The sequence below is a fragment of the Catenulispora sp. GAS73 genome, from assembly GCF_041262085.1.
GTDB lineage: Bacteria > Actinomycetota > Actinomycetes > Streptomycetales > Catenulisporaceae > Catenulispora.
The window spans coordinates 23,286-43,543 of the sequence record NZ_JBGCCM010000037.1 but is presented as its reverse complement, the minus strand read 5'-3'; the positions used below and the strand labels follow the sequence as shown (position 1 = coordinate 43,543).

The following is a 20,258-nucleotide window of genomic DNA, read 5'->3' as shown; positions in this document are numbered from 1 at the left end:
TGAACCGTGTCCACCACTGAGGAGACGACGCCGGTCTTGGAGAGCCCGGCCCCGTCGAAGTTCCTGGAAGTCCGCGACCTGACCGTGCACTTCCCGACCGACGACGGCGTCGTGAAGTCCGTCGACGGCCTGTCCTTCGGGCTGGAGCGCGGCCGGACCCTGGGGATCGTCGGCGAGTCCGGTTCGGGCAAGTCGGTGACCTCGCTGGCGCTGCTCGGTCTGCACCGCTCGGCCCAGAAGAAGAAGAACGCCGCGCGGATCACCGGCGAGATCTGGCTGGACGGCCAGGAGCTGGTGACCGCCAGCGACGCCGAGATCCGCAGGCTGCGCGGCCAGAAGATGGCGATGATCTTCCAGGACCCGCTGTCCTCGATGCATCCGTTCTTCACGGTCGGCGCGCAGATCATCGAGGCCTACCGGGTGCACAACCAGGTGACCAAGCAGGTCGCGCGCAAGCGGGCGATCGAGATGCTGGAACTGGTCGGCATCCCGCAGCCGAACACGCGGGTGGACGACTACCCGCACCAGTTCTCCGGCGGTATGCGCCAGCGCGCGATGATCGCCATGGCGCTGGTCTGCAACCCGTCGCTGCTGATCGCGGACGAGCCGACCACCGCTCTGGACGTGACCGTGCAGGCCCAGATCCTGGACCTGATGCGGGACCTGCAGCGCGAGTTCAACAGCGCCCTGATCATCATCACCCACGACCTGGGCGTGGTGGCGGAGCTGGCCGACGACATCATGGTGATGTACGGCGGCAAGGCCGTGGAGTACGGTCCGGCGCACGACCTGTTCAAGGCGCCGGAGCACCCGTACACCTGGGGCCTGCTGGGCTCGATGCCGCGGCTGGACCGCGCCCGCGCCGACCGGCTGACGCCGATCCAGGGCAACCCGCCGTCGCTGATCAACGTGCCCTCCGGCTGTGCCTTCCACCCCCGCTGCCCGTACACGGGCGAGACCGGCGGGCGCAGCGACACGGAGATCCCGCTGCTGGCCGAGACCAGCCCGGGACACCTCGTGCGCTGCCACATGGACCCGGCCCGGCGGCGGGAGATTTTCACCGAGCAGATTCGGGAGACCCTGTGAGCACCGAAACCACTCCCGAGAACCAGGTTGTGGCCGATCCCGAGGCGCTGCTGAGCGTCTCGGGCCTGAAGAAGCACTTCCCGATCAAGCGCGGCGCGTTGCAGCGCCAGGTCGGCGCGGTGCAGGCCGTGGACGGCATCGACTTCTCGGTCCGGTCCGGCGAGACGCTGGGCCTGGTCGGCGAGTCCGGCTGCGGCAAGACCACCACCGGCCGGCTGCTGGCCCGGCTGCTGGAGCCGACCGCGGGCTCGATCAAGTTCGAGGGCCGCGAGATCGCGCACCTGTCCAGCGGGCAGATGCGCCCTCTGCGGCGGGACATCCAGATGGTGTTCCAGGACCCGCAGTCCTCGCTGAACCCGCGGCACACGGTCGGCACCATCGTCGGCGCGCCGTTCCACATCCAGGGCATCGAGACGCCTAACGGGATCAAGCGCGCCGTGCAGGACCTGCTGCAGCTGGTCGGCCTGTCGCCGGAGCACTACAACCGCTACCCCCACGAGTTCTCCGGCGGCCAGCGGCAGCGCATCGGCATCGCCCGGGCGCTGGCCCTGCGGCCGAAGCTGATCGTCGCCGACGAGCCGGTCTCGGCCCTGGACGTGTCGATCCAGGCGCAGGTGGTGAACCTGCTGGAGGACCTGCAGGCGGAGCTGAACCTGGCGTACGTGTTCATCGCGCACGACCTGTCGGTGGTCCGCCACATCTCCGACCGCGTGGCCGTGATGTACCTGGGCAAGATCGTGGAGATCGCCGACCAGGCCGACATCTACGTCCGTCCGCACCACCCCTACACCACGGCCCTGATGTCCGCGGTCCCGATCCCGGACCCGGACCGCAAGGCCGGGACCGCCGAGGGGCAGGTCGACCGGATCCGGCTGACCGGCGACGTGCCCTCGCCGATCAACCCGCCGAAGGGCTGCCGCTTCAGCACCCGCTGCTGGAAGGCGCAGGAGATCTGCAAGTCCGACGAGCCGCCGCTGCTGCAGATCGGCTCGGTCTCCGAGGCCGGTGTCGCGCACCAGGTGGCGTGCCACTTCCCGGAGAACGTGTGACCAGCCGGTAGGCCACGAGCCCGGTGGGAGCTTCCGCTCCCGCCGGGCTTTCGGCATTGTGGGGCGGGTGTTCTCCACCGATGCCGGCTCGCACGCCGATGATTCGACAGCCGACTTGATATCCGGCCCGATAGCCGACGAGGTCTTTGCGGAGGCCGGGGAGGCTGGGGAGGGCGGCGAGGCCGGGGAGAACGGCGACGGGGCGGCCGGTGGTGGCGCGTATGCGCATGGCGGCTACTCGGCGGGTGCCTACGCGTATGCCGGCGACTCCGCCGGCGATGGTGCAGCGGGCAGCGACACGACCGGCGGCGGTTCGGCAGGCGACCATGCCGACGACGGTGCGCTGAGCGGCGACTCAACCGTGGGCTTGGCCGGTGATGGCGCGTATGCCGGCGGCTCGGCCGGCGACGACGCTTCGGCCGGCGACGAACCCTTCTTCGGTATGCAGAGCGAGGCGGCGGTCGTCACCGGCGTCGCGCTCGGTCCCGGTCTGCGGCGCGGAGCGCTGGTCTGTGTCGGTGCGTTGGTGGGCCTCGGGGTGCTGTTCTGGGCCGGGCTGGCGGTGTTCTACGTCTACCGGGTGTTCTTCGAGAGCGCGCATGCGAACCCTGACATGCCGCGCCTGCCCGACGGCCGCCCCTGGACCGCGTTCTATCTGGTCGGCGCGGTGTGGGCGATCGGCGTGGGCCTGTTCGGGCTGGTGTCGCGCTGGCACCCCCGGCTCCTGGTGTGGTGCTTCGCGTGCCTCGTCACGGCCTTCTTCTGGCCGGCCGGGATGGCCGCCTCGGCGATCGCGGTGGCTTGGCGCCGCCGCGACTTGGCCGCATCCCGTCGGCTCGCCCTGGCCGCGTTCGCCGTCCTCGTGGCCATCGCCGGCCCGGTGTGGCGTTTCGCGGCCCCCTCGTCCGCGGCCGAACCGACCTCCGTCGCCTCGGACAGCGACCTGCTCGGCACCTGGCACTCCCGCTCCGGGATGTCCGTGGCCCTCGACGGCGACGGCACGTACACCGCCGGCGCCCTGTCCGGCGGCGGCCTCGGCGCCGGCGACGGCGTACCGGCCTCGGCGGGCACGTGGGACTCCGAGAGCCCGGGCGGCCACTCCGGCGTCCGCCTCCAGATCGACGGCGACCTGTCCCACTCGGTCTGGTTCGACGTCTACAAGGCCGGCCCGGACCTTGTCCTGTGCGCCTCGGACGATCCCAGCAACCCCTGTCAGGTGGTGCTGCGGCGCTCCTAGCCAGTCAGAGTGCTGATGGCGTCCAACGCGGGAGTGGGCCGGCAGCCACGCGATCGCGCTCGCGTATCAGTACTCGGTCTCACTCAGCATCCGCTCCTTCAGCCGGGCCTGCACCGAGTCCACCGTCACCCCGCCGTCGGGATGCGGCTGCACCTTTCCGCGCCGCGCGAGGTCGTGCACGCCCTGCCGCGAGATCCCCAGCATCGCCGCCGCCACGGTGAACGACACCGCCTCGGCGCTCGGGTGGCCGGCGCGCAACAGCACGGCGCGGCCGAACGGCGTGCCCCACCAGTCGGTCGGCGGGTTGAACGGCTCGTCGGACGGGAACAGGGTGCTGATCAGCCGGATGGCGGTCATTTGGGCCGCGTCGTCATCGGGGCCCAGCAGTTCCTCGGTCCAGCCCAGCACTGATTCGAAGGCCCGTCGCCGCAGGTCCTTGTCGAGTCCGAACAACACGTCCACCGGCCCCAGGACCCGCGCCTCGATCAGCCGGTTCAGGTCCCTGGCCAGTTCTTCGTGGGCGGGACGCCATGTTTTCGCCAAGACCGACTCCCATCCTCGCTGCCATAACTGCGAATACTACTTGACGAGTAGCGTCCAGTACTTGCCATTCTGTGTCAAGTATTAGCTCGCCTCGCCGATCTCCTCCGCGTCTCCGGAGATCGTCCTCCTCATCTGCGATCCGAGGCTCCGCGGTCCATCCGCGCTGAGCGGAAGCCCCACCACCTGCCCGAGCAGCGCATCCGTGGCACCCTCCAGCCTGCGGAACACACTGCCCGCGCCGCTCAACTCGCCCAGCGTCCCCTGCGCCTGCCGCAAGGCCCGCAGCGCCCCGAGTCCCCGCGCCGCGCCGATCGCGTCCCGCGCGGCCTTCAGCTCCGCCAGCTCCGTCGCCAACTGCTCGACCAGCACCGCGAACTCCGCCGAGATCCGTTCGGCGCGGGCCACGAACCCCGCCAGCGTCGCCGATTCGGCCAGCGCGCCCCCGAGCGTGGCCAGTCCGAAGGTCAGCAGGTCGGCCACGGCGGTCGCCGCGAGCTCGGCCGCCGCCCACGCCGCGGCGTCGGTGACGATGCCGGTCACGGCGTCCTGCGCCGCCCCGGCCGCGACGCCGGCCCGGTTGAGCAGGTGCGCCGTCGCCGCCATGCCGGACGCGAGCCGGTCCAGCGCCGCCACGTAGACGTCCATCGTGGCCCCGAACGTGCGCGCGGCCTCCCCGCGCCAACTTCCCGCGACCGGCACGCAGTCCTGACGCAGCCGCGCCGATATGCCCTGAACCGCGATCGCCTGCTCCAGCCACAGCGTCGCGGCTCCGTGCAGCGCCTCCGCGTCGCCGGTCACGCGGTCCAGGATGTCCAGCAGTCCTACCTCGCGAAGGACCCATTCGACCCCTGACGCCAGCGCGCCCTCGATCCCGCTCGGCGCCGCCCGATGCACCGGCGTCAGGCTCGTGTCGAGCCTCGGCGGCTCCTCGACCGCCCACGCGTAGCCGGTGCCGAAGACATCCCCGTTCATCAGGGTGCCTCGTCATCCGAAGGGGAATCCGAGCAAGCCGCATCAGTGGCCGTGTCCGGCCCGGGTATCTCGATCCCCACGCCCAGCGCCGTCTCCACGGCTCCGGCGACCCCGGCCACCACCCGATCGGCCGCCGAATAGCGCCCCGCCGACTCGGCCAGCCCGCGCGTCGCCGCCGCCAGCCACCCGGCCAGATCCGCCACCTCGGCGAGCACGCCTTCCTGGTGTGCGCGATACCGGTCGGCCAGAAATCCCGATTGCGGGAGTTTGCCGAACCACCCGCGCTCCACCCGCACCGCCGCCACCGCCTCGCCGACGGCCGCCAGCTCCGCCGTGCGGGCATGCAGGGACTCGGCGTACGCGGTCAGCAACGGCGGCCGCACCTCGAAGGCGAACCCTGGACCGGTCATCGCCACCACCCCCCTGGTCAATGTGTTTCGATCATCCTAGCTGGCCACCATCTCTCCCAGTAGTCACTCGAACACCTTACGTATTCCCCCGTCCGGCCCATCCGAGACGTGACGCGCGTCGCTTCCTGTGGCACTACCAAGCGGTAACTTTGTCGGGATACGATCCCCTCGGACGGCACCGTCGGCTTCCGCCGGGCCGCACCGGAATATGTGGAAAGCCTCGCCGGCCTGCCCCCGTGTTCGGATGCTCTGTTTATTAAAATCAGGTCCGACCATGGCAAGCTGCGTCAGGAGAGACCGGAGAAGCCCTCAAGCAGGAGGTCGGACAGCGATCATGAAAATCGTCGTCTGTGTGAAGCAGGTGCCGGACACGGAGGCCGAGAAGCGGCTCCTCCCGGACACCCTGACCGTGGACCGGGAGAGCTCGAACCCGGTGCTCAACGAGATGGACGAGTTCGCCATCGAGGAGGCGCTCAAGCTCGTCGAGGCGCACGGCGGCGAGGTGGTCGTGCTGACCATGGGCCCCGACGGCGCCGACGCCGCGGTGCGCAAGGCGCTGTCCATGGGCGCGGACTCCGGCATCCTGCTCTCGGACCCGGCGCTGGCCGGCTCCGACGCCGTCGCCACCTCCTACGCGATCGCGCAGGCTCTGGGCACCACCGAGTACGACCTGGTGATCCTGGGCTCGGAGGCTTCCGACGCCCGCACCTCGCTGGTCCCGGCCATGCTGGCCGAGCGCCTGGGCGTGCCGCAGCTCACCTTCGCCTCGAAGGTGGAGGTCGACGGCACCGACATCACCGTGAACCGGCTCACCGACTACGGGCACGACGTGGTCAGGGCCACGCTGCCGGCGGTGGTGTCGGTGGTCGAGAAGATCAACGAGCCGCGCTACCCCTCCTTCAAGGGCATCATGGCGGCCAAGAAGAAGCCGATCGCGCAGCTCGACGTGGCCGCGGCCGGCATCGACGCGGCCCAGGTCGGCGCGGCCGGCGCCTGGACCGCGGTGGCCGACGCCGCCCAGCGCCCGCCGCGAAGCGCCGGCGTGAAGGTCGCCGACGAGGGCGACGGCGGCGTGAAGCTCGCCGAGTTCCTGTCCGCGCAGAAGTTCATCTAAGGGAGCTTGGAAAATGGCTGAGATCCTGGTCCTCGTCGACCACGCCGACGGCGCGGTCAAGAAGGTCACGCTGGAGCTGCTGACCAAGGCCCGCGCGCTGGGCGAGCCGAGCGCGGTGTTCATCGGCGCCGGTTACGACAAGGCCGCCGAGAAGCTGGCCGAGTACGGCGCCGCCAAGGTGTACGTGGCCGAGGACGCCGAGCTGGACGGCTACGTCACCGCCCCCAAGGCCGAGCTGCTGGCCAAGCTGGTCGCCGAGCACGCCCCGGCGGCCGTGCTGGTCCCGGCCACCGCCGAGGGCAAGGAGGTCGGCGCCCGCCTGGCGGTCAAGTCCGGCTCCGGCATCCTCACCGACGCCGTCGACGTCAGCGCCGAGCTGATCGCCGAGCAGAGCATCTTCGGCGGCTCGACCGTGGCGCACTCCAAGGTCACCCAGGGCACCCCGATCATCGCGATGCGCCCGAACGCCACCGCGCCCGAGGCGGCCCCGGCGGCCGCCGAGCGCGTGGACGTGAGCGTGGACCTGTCCGACTCGGCGAAGCTGGCCAAGATCGTGGAGAAGGTCGTGCTCCCCAAGGGCGACCGCCCCGAGCTCACCGAGGCCTCGATCGTGGTCTCCGGCGGCCGCGGCGTCGGCAGCGGCGAGAACTTCGCGATCATCGAGAAGCTGGCCGACGCCCTCGGCGCGGCCGTCGGCGCCTCCCGCGCCGCCGTGGACGCCGGCTGGTACCCGCACCAGGCGCAGGTCGGCCAGACCGGCAAGACGGTCTCCCCGCAGCTGTACATCGCCGCCGGCATCTCCGGCGCGATCCAGCACCGCGCCGGCATGCAGACCTCGAAGACCATCGTCGCCATCAACAAGGACGACGAGGCACCGATCTTCGAACTCGCCGACTACGGCGTCATCGGCGACCTGTTCAAGGTGGTCCCCCAGGTCACCGACGAGATCCTGAAGCGGAAGTAGTTCCCGCACGGCTCCCTAGGCCGCTTCGCCCACCCACCGGGGTGGGCGAAGCGGCCTGCTGCGTCACCGACGCGTCGGCCGAGCCGGTGCCCACCGGGCCCTGCGACGGCCCCGGAGCCCCGTGGCCGCCACCGGGGACGAGGAGGACACCGGCGGTGACGGCGGCGCCCAAGAGGGCTCCGAGGGCGGCATAGACCGGGAACCGGCGGCGGCGCGGGGCGCGGTGGTGGGTGAGGGGCTGCGGGGCGGGCGCGGGCGGGGGAACCGGCTCGGGACTTGAGTCGAGGAGGAACGCGGCGTAGGCGGCGCCGGGGGGTGTGGCGGGCGCGCCGGGTTCTGAGTGGGACGGAGCGTCGGCGAGGTCTGAGTGCGCGGTCGATGCGCGCGGGAGGCCGGGCTGGCGGATGCGGCCGGCCGGCGGGCCGGGCCGGTCGAGTGCGACCTCGGATTGCTCGTCGGGCGGCGCGGCGGCTGCGGTGCTCGGCGAGAAGTGCGGCAGTGCTGGCTGGCGCATGCGGTCGGCCGGCGAGTCGAGCCCTGCCGCGGGATCTCCTGCTTCAGGTCTCCGCCGCCGGTTGCCGATGCGCTTCGGCAGCGGCGTCGGCGTGTTCGCCACGTCGAGCGCGGTGGCGGCGACCGAGTCGAAAGCCGTCGTCTCCGCCACCGCCATGGTGCGTGGCGGATCGGCAGACGTGACCTCCAGCCACGCCGCGAGCTCGGCCTCGCGCCGGGCGATGTCGTCGAGCACCGCGTCGGGCAGCCAGGGGTCGGCTGGCGCGACCAGGGCCGCGATCTCCGGGGCCGTCGGTCGCTCGGCGGGGTCCTTCGCCAGGGCGGCGCTCAGTACCTCCGTCAGGTCGGGGGGCAGGCCGTCGAGCTTGGGCGGCTCGTGCACGACGCGGTAGAGCAGTGCGGCTCCGTCGCCGGCACCGAAGGGGCTTTGGCCGCGGGCGGCGTAGGCGACCACCGCGGCCAGGGCGAACACGTCCGAGCCGAAGGTCGCCGGCTCACCGACCGCCTGCTCCGGGGACAGGAAGCCGGGGGAGCCGATCAGGGCTCCGACCCTGGTCAGGCCGAGGTCGTCGATGGCGCGCGCGACGCCGAAGTCGATCAGCCGCGGTCCGTCGCGGGCCAGCAGCACGTTCGAGGGCTTCACGTCCCGGTGCACCACGCCCGCTGCGTGGACCTCCGACAGCGCCAGAGCCAGTCCGTGTGTCAGGGTGCGAAGGCCCGCGTCGCCGAGCGGCCCGAACTCCATCGCCGCGTCCGTCACCGACGGTCCCGGCACGTACTCCGACGCCAGCCACGGCAGCTCCGCGTCGGCGTCCGCCGCGACCACCGGGGCGATCAGCGCCGCGCCGCGGGTTCGGCTTCTGCCGGCCGAGCTAGCGTCCCTGCCGCCGGTAACAGCTGAGCCGTCGCCGGCCGAACTGCCGCCGTCGTCGCCATCGCCGCCATCGCCGGCCGCGTCACCGCCACCGCCGCCACCCACCTCCCGAGCCGTCTCCACCTCCCGCCGGAACCGGGCCCGGAACCGCGCGTCGGCCGCGAACTCCGGCCGCGCCACCTTCAGCGCCACCGCTTTCCGGTCCGGCCCCAGCGCCAGGTAGACGCGCCCCATCCCGCCCACGGCCAGCAGCGTCAGGACCCGGAAACCGCCCAGGTGGCGCGGGTCGTCCCCACTCAGCGGTGCCATACCGCACACGCTAAGAGCGATCTCGATCGCTGTGAAGACCGTGACCGTCGGTGTTCTGTTTCGTTAGATATTGCGACCGTTCCTGACGAAAAGGCCACCCGGGACAGCCGCCTTGATCTTCCCCACCGTGCAGTTCGCGCTCTTCTTCGCCGTCGTCCTGCCGCTGTCCTGGGCCCTGATGCCTCGTCAGCGCCTCTGGCGGCCGTTCATCCTCGCCGCCTCGTACTACTTCTACGCGGCCGCGGACTGGCACTACGTGTTCCTCCTGGCGGGCTCCACCGTCGTCAACCAACTCGCGGCCACCGTCATCACCCGTCAGGACTCGGAGAAGGTCCGCAAGACCGCGCTGATCACCGCGATCACCCTGGATCTCGGCACCCTCGGCGTCTTCAAATACCTCGACTTCTTCAGCGACTCCGTGAGCGGTTCCCTGGGGCTCTCCTTAGGGCTGCTGCACCTTGTCCTGCCTGTAGGAGTGTCCTTCTATACGTTCCAGGCCATCTCCTACGTCGTCGACGTCCACCGCGGCCGCACCCCGCTGGCCAAGCCCCTCGACTACGCCATCTACGCGTCCTTCTTCCCGCACCTCGTCGCGGGCCCGATCGTCCGCGCCTCGGAGTTCGTCCCGCAACTGTCCGGCCCGCGCGACCCGAACCGCATCCCCGCCGCGCGCGCCTTCGGCCTGATCGCCGGCGGCCTGGTGAAGAAGACGGTCGTGGCCGACATGATCGGCACGAAGCTCGTCGAGCCGGTCTTCGGAACGCCCGAGGCGCACAACGGCACCGAAACGCTTATGGCCGTCTATGGATACGCCGTCCAGATCTACTGTGACTTCTCCGCCTATACGGACATGGCGATCGGCCTGGCGCTGCTGTTGGGATTCCGCTTCCCCGACAACTTCGACCGCCCCTACACCGCGCGCTCTCTGCAGGACTTCTGGAGGCGCTGGCATATGACGCTCTCCAGATGGCTGCGCGACTACCTCTACATCCCCTTGGGAGGGAACCGCGGCGGGACCCCTAAGACGTATCGCAACCTGATGCTGACCATGCTCCTCGGCGGCTTATGGCACGGCGCCGCGTGGACGTTCGTCATCTGGGGCGGCATCCACGGCGTGGGCTTGGCGGTGGAACGTGCGTGGCCTGCGATGCCCTTCGCTATAAGGATTCCCCAGCTTGTGAAGGCCACAGCGGCGCGCATCCTCACCTTCCACGTGGTCTGCCTGGCGTGGGTCTTCTTCCGCGCCCCGGACCTCGGCACCGCCTTCGCAGTACTAGGACGCCTCTTCGCCGACGGCCCGAGCACCGGCATCGTCACACCGGCGATCGTCTTCATCATCGCTGCCGCACTCGCTGTGCAGTGGATCCCCAGAGGCACCGGCGCACGCCTGCGCGAAGCGTTCGTCACGCTCCCGGTCTACGCGCAGGGCGTCTCCCTCGGCGTGCTCCTCTTGGTGATCGCCGCGGTGAGCGGAGGACAAGGCGTGGCGCCCTTCATCTACTTCCGGTTCTAGGAGTACGCAGTGTCCGAGGAACCCCTCACCACAGCGCGCCAAGCCGGCCGCGTCATCCGCATCGCCCTGGCCACCGCGCTGCTGCTGAACACCGCCGGCGTCGTCCGCGCCGGGCTGGGCATGCAGCCCGGCCCGACCCGTGATGTCCTGCTGGCCTTCGCGCACCCCCTGGACACCATCGCCGGCGCCCTGGACCTGAACCGCCCGCGCACCTCCCTGGACGCCATGCTCGGTCACCCGGACAGCCTCACCGGCGACGGCCACCGCACTCACCTGGAGCAGGACGCGGACCGCCTCCAGCCGGTCGCGGAGCCACCGCCGACCACCCCCGGCGTCCCAGCCGCCAACACCTCCGCAACTGCCCCCACCACCGACTCCACCCCCGAGCCCCGCCTCGCCCCGGTCGGCGCCGCGGTCCGCCACGCCACCGCGGACGACCCGCTCCGCATCCTGGTCACCGGCGACTCGCTCTCCGACTTCGACGGCCTGCAGCTGGCCCGCCTGGTCGCCGCCGACCACCTCCCGGCCAAGGTCAGAGTCCAGGCGCGCACCGGCACCGGCCTCACCCAGCCGTCCGTGTTCGACTGGTCCGACGAGGCCGCGCAGGACGCCGCGGCCTTCGACCCGGACGTCGTGATCATGGTCCTCGGCGCGAACGACGGCTGGCCGCTGCACGGTGCCGACGTCGGCTCGAACGCCTGGAACGCGGAGTACTCACGCCGTGTCGAGGCCGTCTCCCGCGACTTCATCGCCGGCGACCCGCAGCGCCGCGTCTACTGGGTCGGCCCGCCGGTCCCGCGCTCGGCGCCCTGGATCCACATCTTCGCGCGCATCAACGACGCGGTGCGCGCGGCCGTGCCGAACGTCCCCGGGCTCCGCTATGTGGACGTCGCCGGGCCGACCTCCGACCACGGCCACTACACCGACTACCTCACCGACGCCGCCGGTCACCGGGTCCTCGCGCGCCAGCACGACGGAATCCACTTCAGCTTCCCCGGCTCGGTCTTCCCGGCGCGGATCATCCTGGCCGCGCTGCGCGGGGAATACACGCTGGGCTGACCGCCTTAGCGACTACGGCGGGCGGTAACAGACCCCCCGTTTCCGCGTGCCCTCCGGCCTCCGGGTGACCCCCGTGGACCAGGCGGTGCCGGGCACGACAACCGCCACAGTCAGCCAGCCCTTAGAATCGCAGCTAATCATGGCCGTATATCTGGATCACGCCGCGACGACCCCCATGCTCCCGGCCGCCGTCGACGCGATGACGGCTCAGCTGGGCCGCACCGGGAACGCCAACTCCCTGCACGCCGCCGGCCGCGCCGCCCGGCGCGTGGTCGAGGAGTCCCGGGAACAGATCGCCGAGGCCCTGGGGGCGCGTCCCTCCGAGGTGGTGTTCACCTCCGGCGGGACCGAGAGCGACAACCTGGCGGTCAAGGGGCTGTACTGGGCCCGCCGCGACGCCGCCCCCCGCCGCCGGCGCATCCTGGCCGCGAAGATCGAGCATCACGCCGTCCTGGACCCGCTGAGCTGGCTGGAAGAGCACGAGGGCGCCGAGCTCGACTGGCTCCCGGTGGACTCCCTGGGCCGGGTGCACCCCGAGACGCTGCGCGCGGCGATCGAGCGCGACCCGGACTCCGTGGCCCTGGCCACGGTGATGTGGGCGAACAACGAGGTAGGTACGGTCCAGCCGGTCCGCGACCTGGCCGCCGTCTGCCACGAGTACGGCATCCCGACGCACTCCGACGCCGTCCAGGCGGTCGGCGCGCTGGACGTGGACTGGAGCGCCAGCGGCCTGTCCGCGATGACCTTCACCGCGCACAAGATCGGCGGCCCGATCGGCGTCGGCGCCCTGCTCCTGGGCCGCAAGACCCAGGCGGTCCCAGTGCTGCACGGCGGCGGCCAGGAGCGCGACGTGCGCTCCGGCACCCTGGACACCCCGGCCATCGCGGGCTTCGCGGCCGCGGTGGTGGAGGCGGTCAAGGACCGCGAGGCCAAGGCCGAGACGCTGGCGGCGCTGCGCGACGACCTCATCGCCCGAGTCTGCGCCGAGGTGCCGGACGCGGTGGTGAACGGCGACCGCGGCGTCGGGACCGGCCTGCCCGGCATCGCCAACATGACCTTCCCGGGCTGCGAGGGCGACTCGCTGCTGATGCTGCTCGACGCCCGCGGCGTGGAGTGCTCGACCGGCTCGGCCTGCTCGGCCGGCGTCGCACAGCCCAGCCACGTGCTGCTGGCGATGGGGGTCGACGGCGAGCCGGCCCGCGGGTCGCTGCGCTTCTCGCTGGGGCACACATCGTCGAAGGCTGATGTGGACGCGCTGGCCGAGGCCATCGGCCCGGTGGTCTCCCGGGCGCGCGCCGCCGGACTCAGCTAGGGGTGGCTGTCCGTTTCAGGACACTCCATTGACAGCCGGCCTCGCGCGACAGGACTCTGAGTTCCCGTCGGGTCATGTCGGCGACGAATGGGGCATCATGCTTCGCACGCGTTCCATGCTCGCGCTTCTGGCGGGTGTGCTGCTGCTCTCCTGCGCGGCGCTGGCCGCCGATCCGGCGTCCGCCTCCGTCGACTCCGGGCAGAAGTGGGTCCAGGACTCCATCAAGGCCCAGCTCGCCCGCAAGTCCGGGGGAGTGGTGGACGGCGACTCGATCCACTACGCCAAGGAAGGCGTCACGCTCACCTACAAGCCGGCGACCGCTCCCGGCAGCGCCGTCGCCTACGACTTCGCCGGATGCAGCACCGGCGAAGTCTGCCTCTACACCACGTCCAACGTCATCGCCTCCGGCGTGCGCCTGAGCACCGGATCGCTATGGTGCCCGTGGGAGAACACCAACAGCCTGCTGGACCTGCGCGACTACGGCCTGTCCAACCAGATCCGCGCGGCCGACAACGAGGGCGGCTGGTGGGCCGAGGGGATCTGGTCGAACCTCGGGGTGCGTGGGGAGCAGTGGAAGATGGATCCGCACGGGATCCTCTACAACCTCAGCACCACCAACATCACGTTCCTGAACGTGTGCATCAACCAGGGCGATCTGGAGTACTAGCCCCCGCTCCCGGTCCTCCGGGAGAGCGGATTCCAGCTCACCGCGCGGCGACCTCCGCCAGCGGCACCGCCGGGTTCCGCAGCCGCGTCAGATCCACCGTGGCGCGGCCCAGAATCAGGTTCCGCACCTCGTCCACCACGTCCCACACGTTCGCGTTCATCCCGGCCAGCACCTTCCCGCCGGCCAGCCAGAACGCCATGTACGCCCCGGAAGCCGGGTCGCCCCGGAAAACCACCTCGTCGTACCCCGAGGCCGGGATGTGCCCGACGTACTCCATGCCGAGGTCGTACTGGTCGGTGTAGAAGTACGGCAGCCGGTCGTACTTCAGGTCCGTGACCCCCATCATCGACGCCGCCGCGACCTTCGGCTGGTTCAGCGCGTTGGCCCAGTGTTCGACCCGGATCGGCTCGTCGTAGAACGGGTGCCAGGCGCTGGCGACGTCGCCGGCGGCGAACACGTCCGGGTCCGCGGTCCGCAGCGTGGCATCCACCACGATTCCGTTCGAGACCTCCAGCCCGGCGGCCTCGGCCAGCCCGGTGTTCGGGGCGGCGCCGACCGCGACCAGGATGTGGTCGGCCTCGATCTCGGTCCCGTCGGCCAGCCGGACCCGGGTCGCCTGCTCGACGCCGTCCACGTCCTGCAGCGCGAAGGAGTCCACGCCGGCGCCCAGGCGCAGGTCCACGTCGTGTGCCCGGTGCAGCGCGGCGAACTGCGCGCCGACCTCCGGCCCGAGCACCCGCAGCAGCGGCTGCTCCAGCGCCTCCAGCACCGTCACCTCGACGTCCTTCTCGCGCGCCGCCGCCGCGACCTCCAGCCCGATCCAGCCGGCGCCGATGATGGTCAGCCGCGAGCCCGGGATCAGCTCGTCCTTGGTGCGCTCGCTGTCCTGCAGGGTGCGGAAGTAGCGCAGGTTCTTCGCGTCGCCGCCGAAGACGTTCAGCCGGCGCGGCGCCGAGCCGGTGGCCAGCAGCAGCTTGCCGTAGGCGACCTCGGTGCCGTCGTCGAGGCGCACCACGTGCCGCTCCCGGTCGATCGCCACGGCGGTGCGGCCCAGGCGCAGCCCGACCTGGTTCTCCACGTACCAGGCGCCGGATTCGTGGACGAAGACCTTGTCCCGCTCCTCCTTGCCCTGCAGGAAGCCCTTCGACAGCGGCGGGCGCTCGTAGGGCAGGTCGTGTTCGGCGCCGACCAGCTCGATCGGCCCGTCCCAGCCGTCCTCGCGCAGGGCCTGGGCGGCCTTGGCCCCGGCCAGGCTCGCACCGACGATGACCATGCTGCTGTCCGTGCCCTCAGCGCCGCTCATGGCGTCCTCCGCTCGTGGTAGCCGTCCCCCGCCCCTTATGACCCGCCTCACAGTCAACCATTCCACGTACCCTTGACCCATGCGTGTCTTGGCTGCGATGTCCGGTGGTGTCGATTCGGCGGTGGCTGCCGCCCGGGTCCGGGACGCGGGTCACGAGGTGACCGGCGTCCATCTCGCGCTGTCCCGCAACCGCCAAGCCCTGCGCGACGGCGCGCGCGGCTGCTGCACGATCGAGGACTCGCACGACGCCCGGCGCGCCGCCGACATGCTCGGCATCCCCTTCTACATCTGGGACATGTCCGACCGGTTCCACGAGGACGTGATCGACGACTTCGTGGCGGAGTACCAGGCCGGCCGCACCCCGAACCCCTGCCTGCGCTGCAACGAGAAGATCAAGTTCGCCGCGGTGCTGGACAAGGCGCGGGCGCTGGGCTTCGACGCGGTCGCCACCGGCCACTACGCGCGCCTGCTCGACGGCCCGCACGGCCCGGAGCTGCACCGCGCCGCGGACCCGGCCAAGGACCAGTCGTACGTCCTGGGCGTCCTGGACACCGACCAGATCGCGCACTCCCTGTTCCCGCTCGGCGACGACACCAAGACCGCGGTCCGCGCCGAGGCGGCCGAGCGCGGCCTGTACGTGGCCAAGAAGCCCGACAGCCACGACGTCTGCTTCATCCCTGACGGGGACACCAAGGCGTATCTGGCCAAGACGCTGGGCACCAGCAACGGCCCGATCGTGGACAGCGCCGGCCGCAAGGTCGGCGAGCACGACGGCGCCTGGGGCTTCACGATCGGCCAGCGCCGGGGCCTGCGGATCGGCGATCCGGCCGGGGACGGCCGGCCGCGCTACGTGCTGGACATCTCGCCGGTCAGCAACACCGTGACCGTCGGGACGGCCGAGGAGCTGGACGTCACCGGCCTGTCCGGGATCAAGCTGCGGTGGTGCGGTCCGGAGTTCACCGGCCGGATCGAGTGCCACGCGCAGCTGCGCGCGCACGGCGCGGGCGTGCCGGCCACCGCCGAGCGCACCGGTCCGGACGCCGTCGAAGTGGTGCTGCATGAGCCGGTTCGAGGCCTCGCACCGGGACAGGCTGCCGTCCTTTATGACGGGACTCGGGTCATCGGTTCCGCCACCGTGGCGCAGACCTCACGTTAAAAGGTCGGCCAAAGGCCAACCAATCAGGCCTCATGTGCGTCGGTTAGGGTCGTAGGCTGAAAAACCCGATCCGACAGTATGGGGAGGGACCCCGATGGGTTCACGACGCACGCTCCTGGCTATAGCCGCGATAGCGACCTCGCTCGCAGTCGTCACCGCCGGGTGTTCCGGCAGCTCCAAGCCCAAGCCGGCGGCGAACGGCGGTACCCAGACGACCACCTCCGCCGGCGCGAGCCCGACCGACACGGCCGCGGCGGCGTTCCTGGCGGCCTGGCAGTCCGGGGACTACACCAAGGCCGGGGCGCTGACCGACCTGCCGGACAAGGCGGGGCCGCGGCTGAAGTCCGTGATGGAATCCCTGGCGCCGAAGTCCATCGTGCTCAAGCTGGGCTCGCAGATGAACGCGCCGAGCAGCGCCGGCTCGGCGACCGGCTCCGCGTCGGGCTCGGGCTCGGCGACTCCGGGCGCCCCGAGCAGCCCGGCCACGCCGAACCCGCTGAACAACGCGGTCCACTACGACTTCAGCGTCACAGACACCTTCGAAGACGGCCTGACGTGGTCCTACAACTCCACGATGGCTGTGCTGCCGCCGACCGGGAACAACCCGGCGCTGGTGCACTGGGCCTCGGCGGTCATCAACCCGCAGCTGAGCGGGGCGTCGAACCTGAAGGCGGTGCCGCCCTCGGTGCCGGTCGCCGACCGCAACGGCGTCCCGCTGTCCGGCAAGGACCACCCGAGCATCGCCACCCTGCTGACCAAGCTGGCGGTCTCCAAGCCGCAGAACGGCGCCCAGGCCTCGCTGCAGATCCAGTTCGTCGACAACAACACCGGCCTGCAGATCCCCGGCTCGAACTCGATCCAGCTCGGCGCGCCGAACACCACCAGCGGCCTGCAGCTCGGCTCGACGTTCGACGCGAAGATCCAGACCGCCGCGGAGACCGCGCTCCAGGCGTACCCGAACTCCGGCATGGTGGTGATCAAGCCGTCCACCGGCGAGATCCTGGCCATCGCGACGAACAACAAGAACAACACGAAGATGGCCTACGCGGCCACACGCGCCCCGGGCTCGACGTTCAAGACGGTGACCTCCACGGCCCTGATGCTCGGCGGCATGCAGCTGACGGACCCCGCGGACTGCACGGCGACCGCCAAGGTGGGCACCGAGGTCTACCACAACGACGAGGGCCTGAAAGACGGCTTCACCGGCGCCAACCTGCTGCTGGCTTATGAGAAGTCCTGCAACACCTCGTTCGTGAACGCGACGATCGGGCACAACCTGGCGCTGGACAGCCTGTCCAAGACCGTCCACGACTACTACGGGCTGAACCAGCCCTGGGACATGGGCATCGGCCAGGCCACCTACTGCACTCCAGGCAACCTGCAGGTGCCGCCCGCCGACACCCACAGCCTGCTCGCCGCCTCGGCCTTCGGCCAGGGCAAGACCACGATGTGCCCGCTGACCATGGCCTCGATCGCCGCGACGGTGGCCACCGGCCAGTTCCACCAGCCGGTCCTGATCCCCGGCTTCCAGGGCCCGGCCAAGGCCCAGCCGCTGCCCGCGAACGTGGACCAGAACCTGCAGACGATGATGCGCGGCGTGATCACCGACGGTACCGCGACCTCGCTGCAGAACATCTCGCCGACCCTGGGCGCCAAGACCGGTTCGGCCGAGCCGAACGCCACGGACCCGACCGACTCCTGGATGATCGCCATGGACCCGCAGCACGACATCGCGGTCTCCGCGCTGGTGCTCAACGGCGGGTTCGGCAACGCGGCGGCCGGCCCGGCCATCGCCGCCATGATGAAGAACGCCGGCCTGAGCTGACGCGCGGCGGTGCCGGCCGGTCCGGCAGCGCTTTCTGACCAGTACTGCCCTCTGGTGCCCCGGATCTTCGCGGTCCGGGGCATTCGGCGTTCCGGGGCCGGGATCGCCGGCGTTTCCGATGGCGTCGCTCGGCGCCGGGTGTCAGTCTTCTGGGTCGTGGCCGCGGTCCTCCAGCGGGCCCAGCACCACGTCGCCGATCTCTCCCAGCACCCTGATCTGCTCCGGGGTGAGCCGGTCCATCAGATGCCGACGCACCGAGGCGACGTGCCCCGGCGCGGCCTGTTCGATCGTGCGGCGCCCCTGCGGTGTCAGGACCACGAACGAGCCTCTCGCGTCGCCGTCCACCTCCTCGCGGCGCACCAGACCGCGCTGTTCCATGCGCGTGATGTGGTGCGACAGCCGGCTCTTCGACCACTGCATGCGCGCGGCCAGCTCGCTGAGCCGGCGCCGGTCGTCCGTGGTGGTCAGGTTCGACAGCACGTCGTAGTCGGCCTCCGACAGCCCCGCGTCCTGGGCCAGGTCGCGGTTGATCTCGGCGCTGAGCAGCAGGCGCATGCGGCGGTACGCCAGCCAGGCGCGCATCTCGTCGTCGTTCAGCCAGCGGGGTCGGGCGCGGGGTTCGGGCGTGGTCACGGCCGCATTCTAGCGCTGTGGTTGACACGTCACCAACCTTGGCGCAGACTTGTTGACACGTCACCAACTGAACGGAAGGAGGGTCGCGATGACCAGGACCACGCCGGCGCCTCTGCCGCGCCGCCTGGCTCAGCTCTTCGCCGGGCTCGTACTGTTCGGCGCCAGCACGGCGCTGATGGTCGCCTCGGGGCTGGGCCTGGCCTCCTGGGACGTGCTGCACCAGGGCCTGGCCCGGCACACCGGCCTGCCGCTGGGGCGGGTCGTGATCGTCGTCGGCGCGCTGGTGCTGCTGGCCTGGATCCCGCTGCGGCAACGTCCCGGCTTCGGCACGGCGAGCAACGTCGTCGTGGTCGGCCTGGCCGCCGACGCCACCCTCGGCGTCCTGCCGGCGCCGCACGCGCTGACGCCCCGCGTCGCACTGCTCCTCGGCGGCATCGCGCTGAACGGCGTCGCCACCGGGCTCTACGTCGGCGCCGGGCTCGGCCCGGGCCCGCGCGACGGCCTGATGACCGGCCTGTCCGCGCGGGCCGGCAAGTCGCTGCGCCTGACGCGCACCGGCATCGAGGTCGCGGTGCTCGCCGCCGGCTGGCTGCTCGGCGGGACCGTCGGCGTCGGGACCGTGTTGTTCGCCGTCGCGATCGGGCCGCTCGCCCAATACTTCATCGCCCGCTTCGACCTGAATCCGACACCGAATCCGACCGGAGGCCACCATGCCCCGCCTGCTCATCATCACCAGCACGACCCGTCCGGGACGGATCGGCACCGCCGTCGCGGACTGGGTGCTCGACCTGGCCCGCGAACACGGCGGCTTCGACGTCGAAGTGGCCGACCTGGCCGAGATCGCCTTGCCGTTCCTCGACGAACCGGATCATCCGTCTGAGGGTGCGTACATCCACGACCACACCCGCCGGTGGAGCGCGATGGTGGACGCCGCCGACGCCTTCCTGATCCTCGCCGCGGAGTACAACCGCGGGATCACCGCGCCGCTGAAGAACGCCCTCGACGCCCTGTACGCGGAGTGGGCCGGCAAGCCTGTCGGCTACGTCAGCTACGGCATGTCGTCGGCGGGCCTGCGCGCCGTCGAGATGATCACGCCGGTCGCGGTGGCGCTGGGGATGACGCCGCTGCCGGACGTCGTGACACTCCCACTGCGCGAGGTGCTGGACCCCGACGGCCGCCTGAACCCCGGCGAACGCAGAGCGCGCGGCGTCCACCTTCTCCTCGAAGAACTGCTGCGCTACACCGAAGTACTGAGTCAGCTGTCGAAGCGCACGAACAGCTCCCGCTGATCCGCTCCCGCCAACAGCGCGAGCAACGACAGCGACCGGATCAGCTGCCCGCACCGATAGGCGTCCCAGCCGCCGTCCGCGGCCCCGTCGGCGGCCGCCCAGCGCTCCGCGAGCGCGTCGACGTCGTGGTCGCTCAGATGCGCCAGTCGCGAGCCCAGAGCGGCCCGCACGGGTAACAACACCGTGCCCCCGGCATCGTCAGGGCCCTCATGCGCCGGGGTGAGCACCGCCTCCCGCACCTCCGCCGGATCGTTGCCGGTGACCAGCAGATCCAGGTCGATCAGCTGCGCGGGATCCAGATCGCCGGCCGGAACGGTGTCCAGTGCGGCCAGCACCGCCGAGGTGTCGGCACGGGCCGCGGCGGCCGCCACCACCCGCAGCTCGGCGGGGCTCGCGGCGAAGAACACGGTCGACACGGGACGGGCTCCAG

Annotated in this window: 19 protein-coding genes and 1 pseudogene; 13 read left to right on the top strand and 7 right to left on the bottom strand. The window is 71.2% G+C overall.

The genetic code is table 11. The annotated features are described in order from the left end of the window. The first annotated feature begins 6 nt into the window (after positions 1-6). The 3 genes from ABH935_RS40305 to ABH935_RS40295 all read left to right on the top strand — a co-directional run bounded on the left by ABH935_RS40305 (position 7) and on the right by ABH935_RS40295 (position 3,372). Positions 7-1,086 carry an ABC transporter ATP-binding protein gene (locus ABH935_RS40305; protein ID WP_370383245.1) on the top strand — a complete coding sequence of 360 codons (1,080 nt, stop codon included), beginning with the start codon at positions 7-9 and terminating at the stop codon, positions 1,084-1,086. Next, positions 1,083-2,135 carry an ABC transporter ATP-binding protein gene (locus tag ABH935_RS40300; RefSeq protein ID WP_370383244.1) on the top strand — a complete coding sequence of 351 codons (1,053 nt, stop codon included), beginning with the start codon at positions 1,083-1,085 and terminating at the stop codon, positions 2,133-2,135. Before ABH935_RS40305 ends, ABH935_RS40300 begins: the two co-directional genes overlap by 4 nt. Positions 2,136-2,202: 67 nt before the next feature. After that, on the top strand, positions 2,203-3,372 hold the full coding sequence (locus tag ABH935_RS40295) for a hypothetical protein (protein WP_370383243.1): 1,170 nt from the start codon (positions 2,203-2,205) through the stop codon (positions 3,370-3,372). Between the two features lie 66 nt (positions 3,373-3,438). Here the strand turns inward: ABH935_RS40295 and ABH935_RS40290 are convergent, their stop codons facing one another. From ABH935_RS40290 to ABH935_RS40280, 3 genes are all read right to left on the bottom strand, one after another. Beyond that, positions 3,439-3,915, bottom strand: a complete 477-nt coding sequence (locus ABH935_RS40290) for a hypothetical protein (RefSeq protein ID WP_370383242.1) — start codon at positions 3,913-3,915, stop codon at positions 3,439-3,441. 81 nt (positions 3,916-3,996) lie between these two features. Further along, positions 3,997-4,887, bottom strand: a complete 891-nt coding sequence (locus ABH935_RS40285; protein ID WP_370383241.1) for a WXG100 family type VII secretion target — start codon at positions 4,885-4,887, stop codon at positions 3,997-3,999. Beyond that, positions 4,887-5,297: a hypothetical protein gene (locus tag ABH935_RS40280; protein ID WP_370383240.1), complete on the bottom strand. Its 411-nt coding sequence runs from the start codon at positions 5,295-5,297 to the stop codon at positions 4,887-4,889. The genes ABH935_RS40285 and ABH935_RS40280 overlap by 1 nt, the downstream gene beginning before the upstream one ends. 334 nt (positions 5,298-5,631) lie before the next feature. Between ABH935_RS40280 and ABH935_RS40275 the strand changes: the two genes are divergently transcribed. Next, entirely contained in the window at positions 5,632-6,411 is a 780-nt protein-coding gene (locus tag ABH935_RS40275; RefSeq protein WP_370383239.1) for an electron transfer flavoprotein subunit beta, read from the top strand. Between the two features lie 13 nt (positions 6,412-6,424). Then, positions 6,425-7,375 (top strand): electron transfer flavoprotein subunit alpha/FixB family protein, encoded by a 951-nt coding sequence (locus ABH935_RS40270; RefSeq protein ID WP_370383238.1) that lies wholly within the window; start codon positions 6,425-6,427, stop codon positions 7,373-7,375. Here the strand turns inward: ABH935_RS40270 and ABH935_RS40265 are convergent. After that, on the bottom strand, positions 7,347-9,071 hold the full coding sequence (locus ABH935_RS40265; RefSeq protein ID WP_370383237.1) for a protein kinase: 1,725 nt from the start codon (positions 9,069-9,071) through the stop codon (positions 7,347-7,349). The genes ABH935_RS40270 and ABH935_RS40265 overlap by 29 nt on opposite strands. Positions 9,072-9,198: 127 nt before the next feature. On the opposite strand from ABH935_RS40265, the gene ABH935_RS40260 reads away from it, so the two are divergent. The 4 genes from ABH935_RS40260 to ABH935_RS40245 all read left to right on the top strand — a co-directional run bounded on the left by ABH935_RS40260 (position 9,199) and on the right by ABH935_RS40245 (position 13,622). Then, complete coding sequence (locus ABH935_RS40260; RefSeq protein ID WP_370383236.1) at positions 9,199-10,584, top strand: MBOAT family protein; 1,386 nt, start codon at positions 9,199-9,201, stop codon at positions 10,582-10,584. A 9-nt stretch (positions 10,585-10,593) separates the two neighbouring features. After that, the gene (locus tag ABH935_RS40255) at positions 10,594-11,643 is read left to right on the top strand and encodes a GDSL-type esterase/lipase family protein (RefSeq protein WP_370383235.1); all 1,050 of its coding nucleotides are present in this window, start codon (positions 10,594-10,596) and stop codon (positions 11,641-11,643) included. A 139-nt stretch (positions 11,644-11,782) separates the two neighbouring features. After that, a complete protein-coding gene (locus ABH935_RS40250; protein ID WP_370383234.1) occupies positions 11,783-12,955 on the top strand; it encodes a cysteine desulfurase family protein in 1,173 nt (390 codons plus the stop codon). A gap of 97 nt (positions 12,956-13,052) precedes the next feature. Beyond that, positions 13,053-13,622: a hypothetical protein gene (locus ABH935_RS40245; RefSeq protein ID WP_370383233.1), complete on the top strand. Its 570-nt coding sequence runs from the start codon at positions 13,053-13,055 to the stop codon at positions 13,620-13,622. A gap of 37 nt (positions 13,623-13,659) precedes the next feature. On the opposite strand, the gene ABH935_RS40240 is transcribed toward ABH935_RS40245, so the two are convergent. Beyond that, entirely contained in the window at positions 13,660-14,925 is a 1,266-nt protein-coding gene (locus tag ABH935_RS40240) for an NAD(P)/FAD-dependent oxidoreductase (RefSeq protein ID WP_370383232.1), read from the bottom strand. 79 nt (positions 14,926-15,004) lie between these two features. Here ABH935_RS40240 and mnmA point away from each other — a divergent pair, with 79 nt between their 5' ends. Together mnmA and ABH935_RS40230 are read left to right on the top strand one after the other, a co-directional pair. Next, positions 15,005-16,081, top strand: a complete 1,077-nt coding sequence (gene mnmA / locus ABH935_RS40235) for a tRNA 2-thiouridine(34) synthase MnmA (RefSeq protein ID WP_370383231.1) — start codon at positions 15,005-15,007, stop codon at positions 16,079-16,081. A 94-nt stretch (positions 16,082-16,175) separates the two neighbouring features. Then, entirely contained in the window at positions 16,176-17,906 is a 1,731-nt protein-coding gene (locus ABH935_RS40230) for a penicillin-binding transpeptidase domain-containing protein (RefSeq protein ID WP_370383230.1), read from the top strand. Positions 17,907-18,047: 141 nt separating this feature from the next. Here the strand turns inward: ABH935_RS40230 and ABH935_RS40225 are convergent, their stop codons facing one another. Then, positions 18,048-18,488: a MarR family winged helix-turn-helix transcriptional regulator gene (locus ABH935_RS40225; protein ID WP_370383306.1), complete on the bottom strand. Its 441-nt coding sequence runs from the start codon at positions 18,486-18,488 to the stop codon at positions 18,048-18,050. 139 nt (positions 18,489-18,627) lie between these two features. On the opposite strand from ABH935_RS40225, the pseudogene ABH935_RS40220 reads away from it, so the two are divergent. Together ABH935_RS40220 and ABH935_RS40215 are read left to right on the top strand one after the other, a co-directional pair. Beyond that, a pseudogene (locus tag ABH935_RS40220) lies at positions 18,628-19,224 on the top strand (YitT family protein); the annotation flags it as partial. A 25-nt stretch (positions 19,225-19,249) separates the two neighbouring features. Further along, positions 19,250-19,828 carry an NADPH-dependent FMN reductase gene (locus ABH935_RS40215; RefSeq protein ID WP_370383229.1) on the top strand — a complete coding sequence of 193 codons (579 nt, stop codon included), beginning with the start codon at positions 19,250-19,252 and terminating at the stop codon, positions 19,826-19,828. Here the strand turns inward: ABH935_RS40215 and ABH935_RS40210 are convergent. Continuing rightward, on the bottom strand, positions 19,795-20,244 hold the full coding sequence (locus ABH935_RS40210) for a hypothetical protein (protein WP_370383228.1): 450 nt from the start codon (positions 20,242-20,244) through the stop codon (positions 19,795-19,797). The genes ABH935_RS40215 and ABH935_RS40210 overlap by 34 nt on opposite strands. Positions 20,245-20,258: the final 14 nt, after the last annotated feature.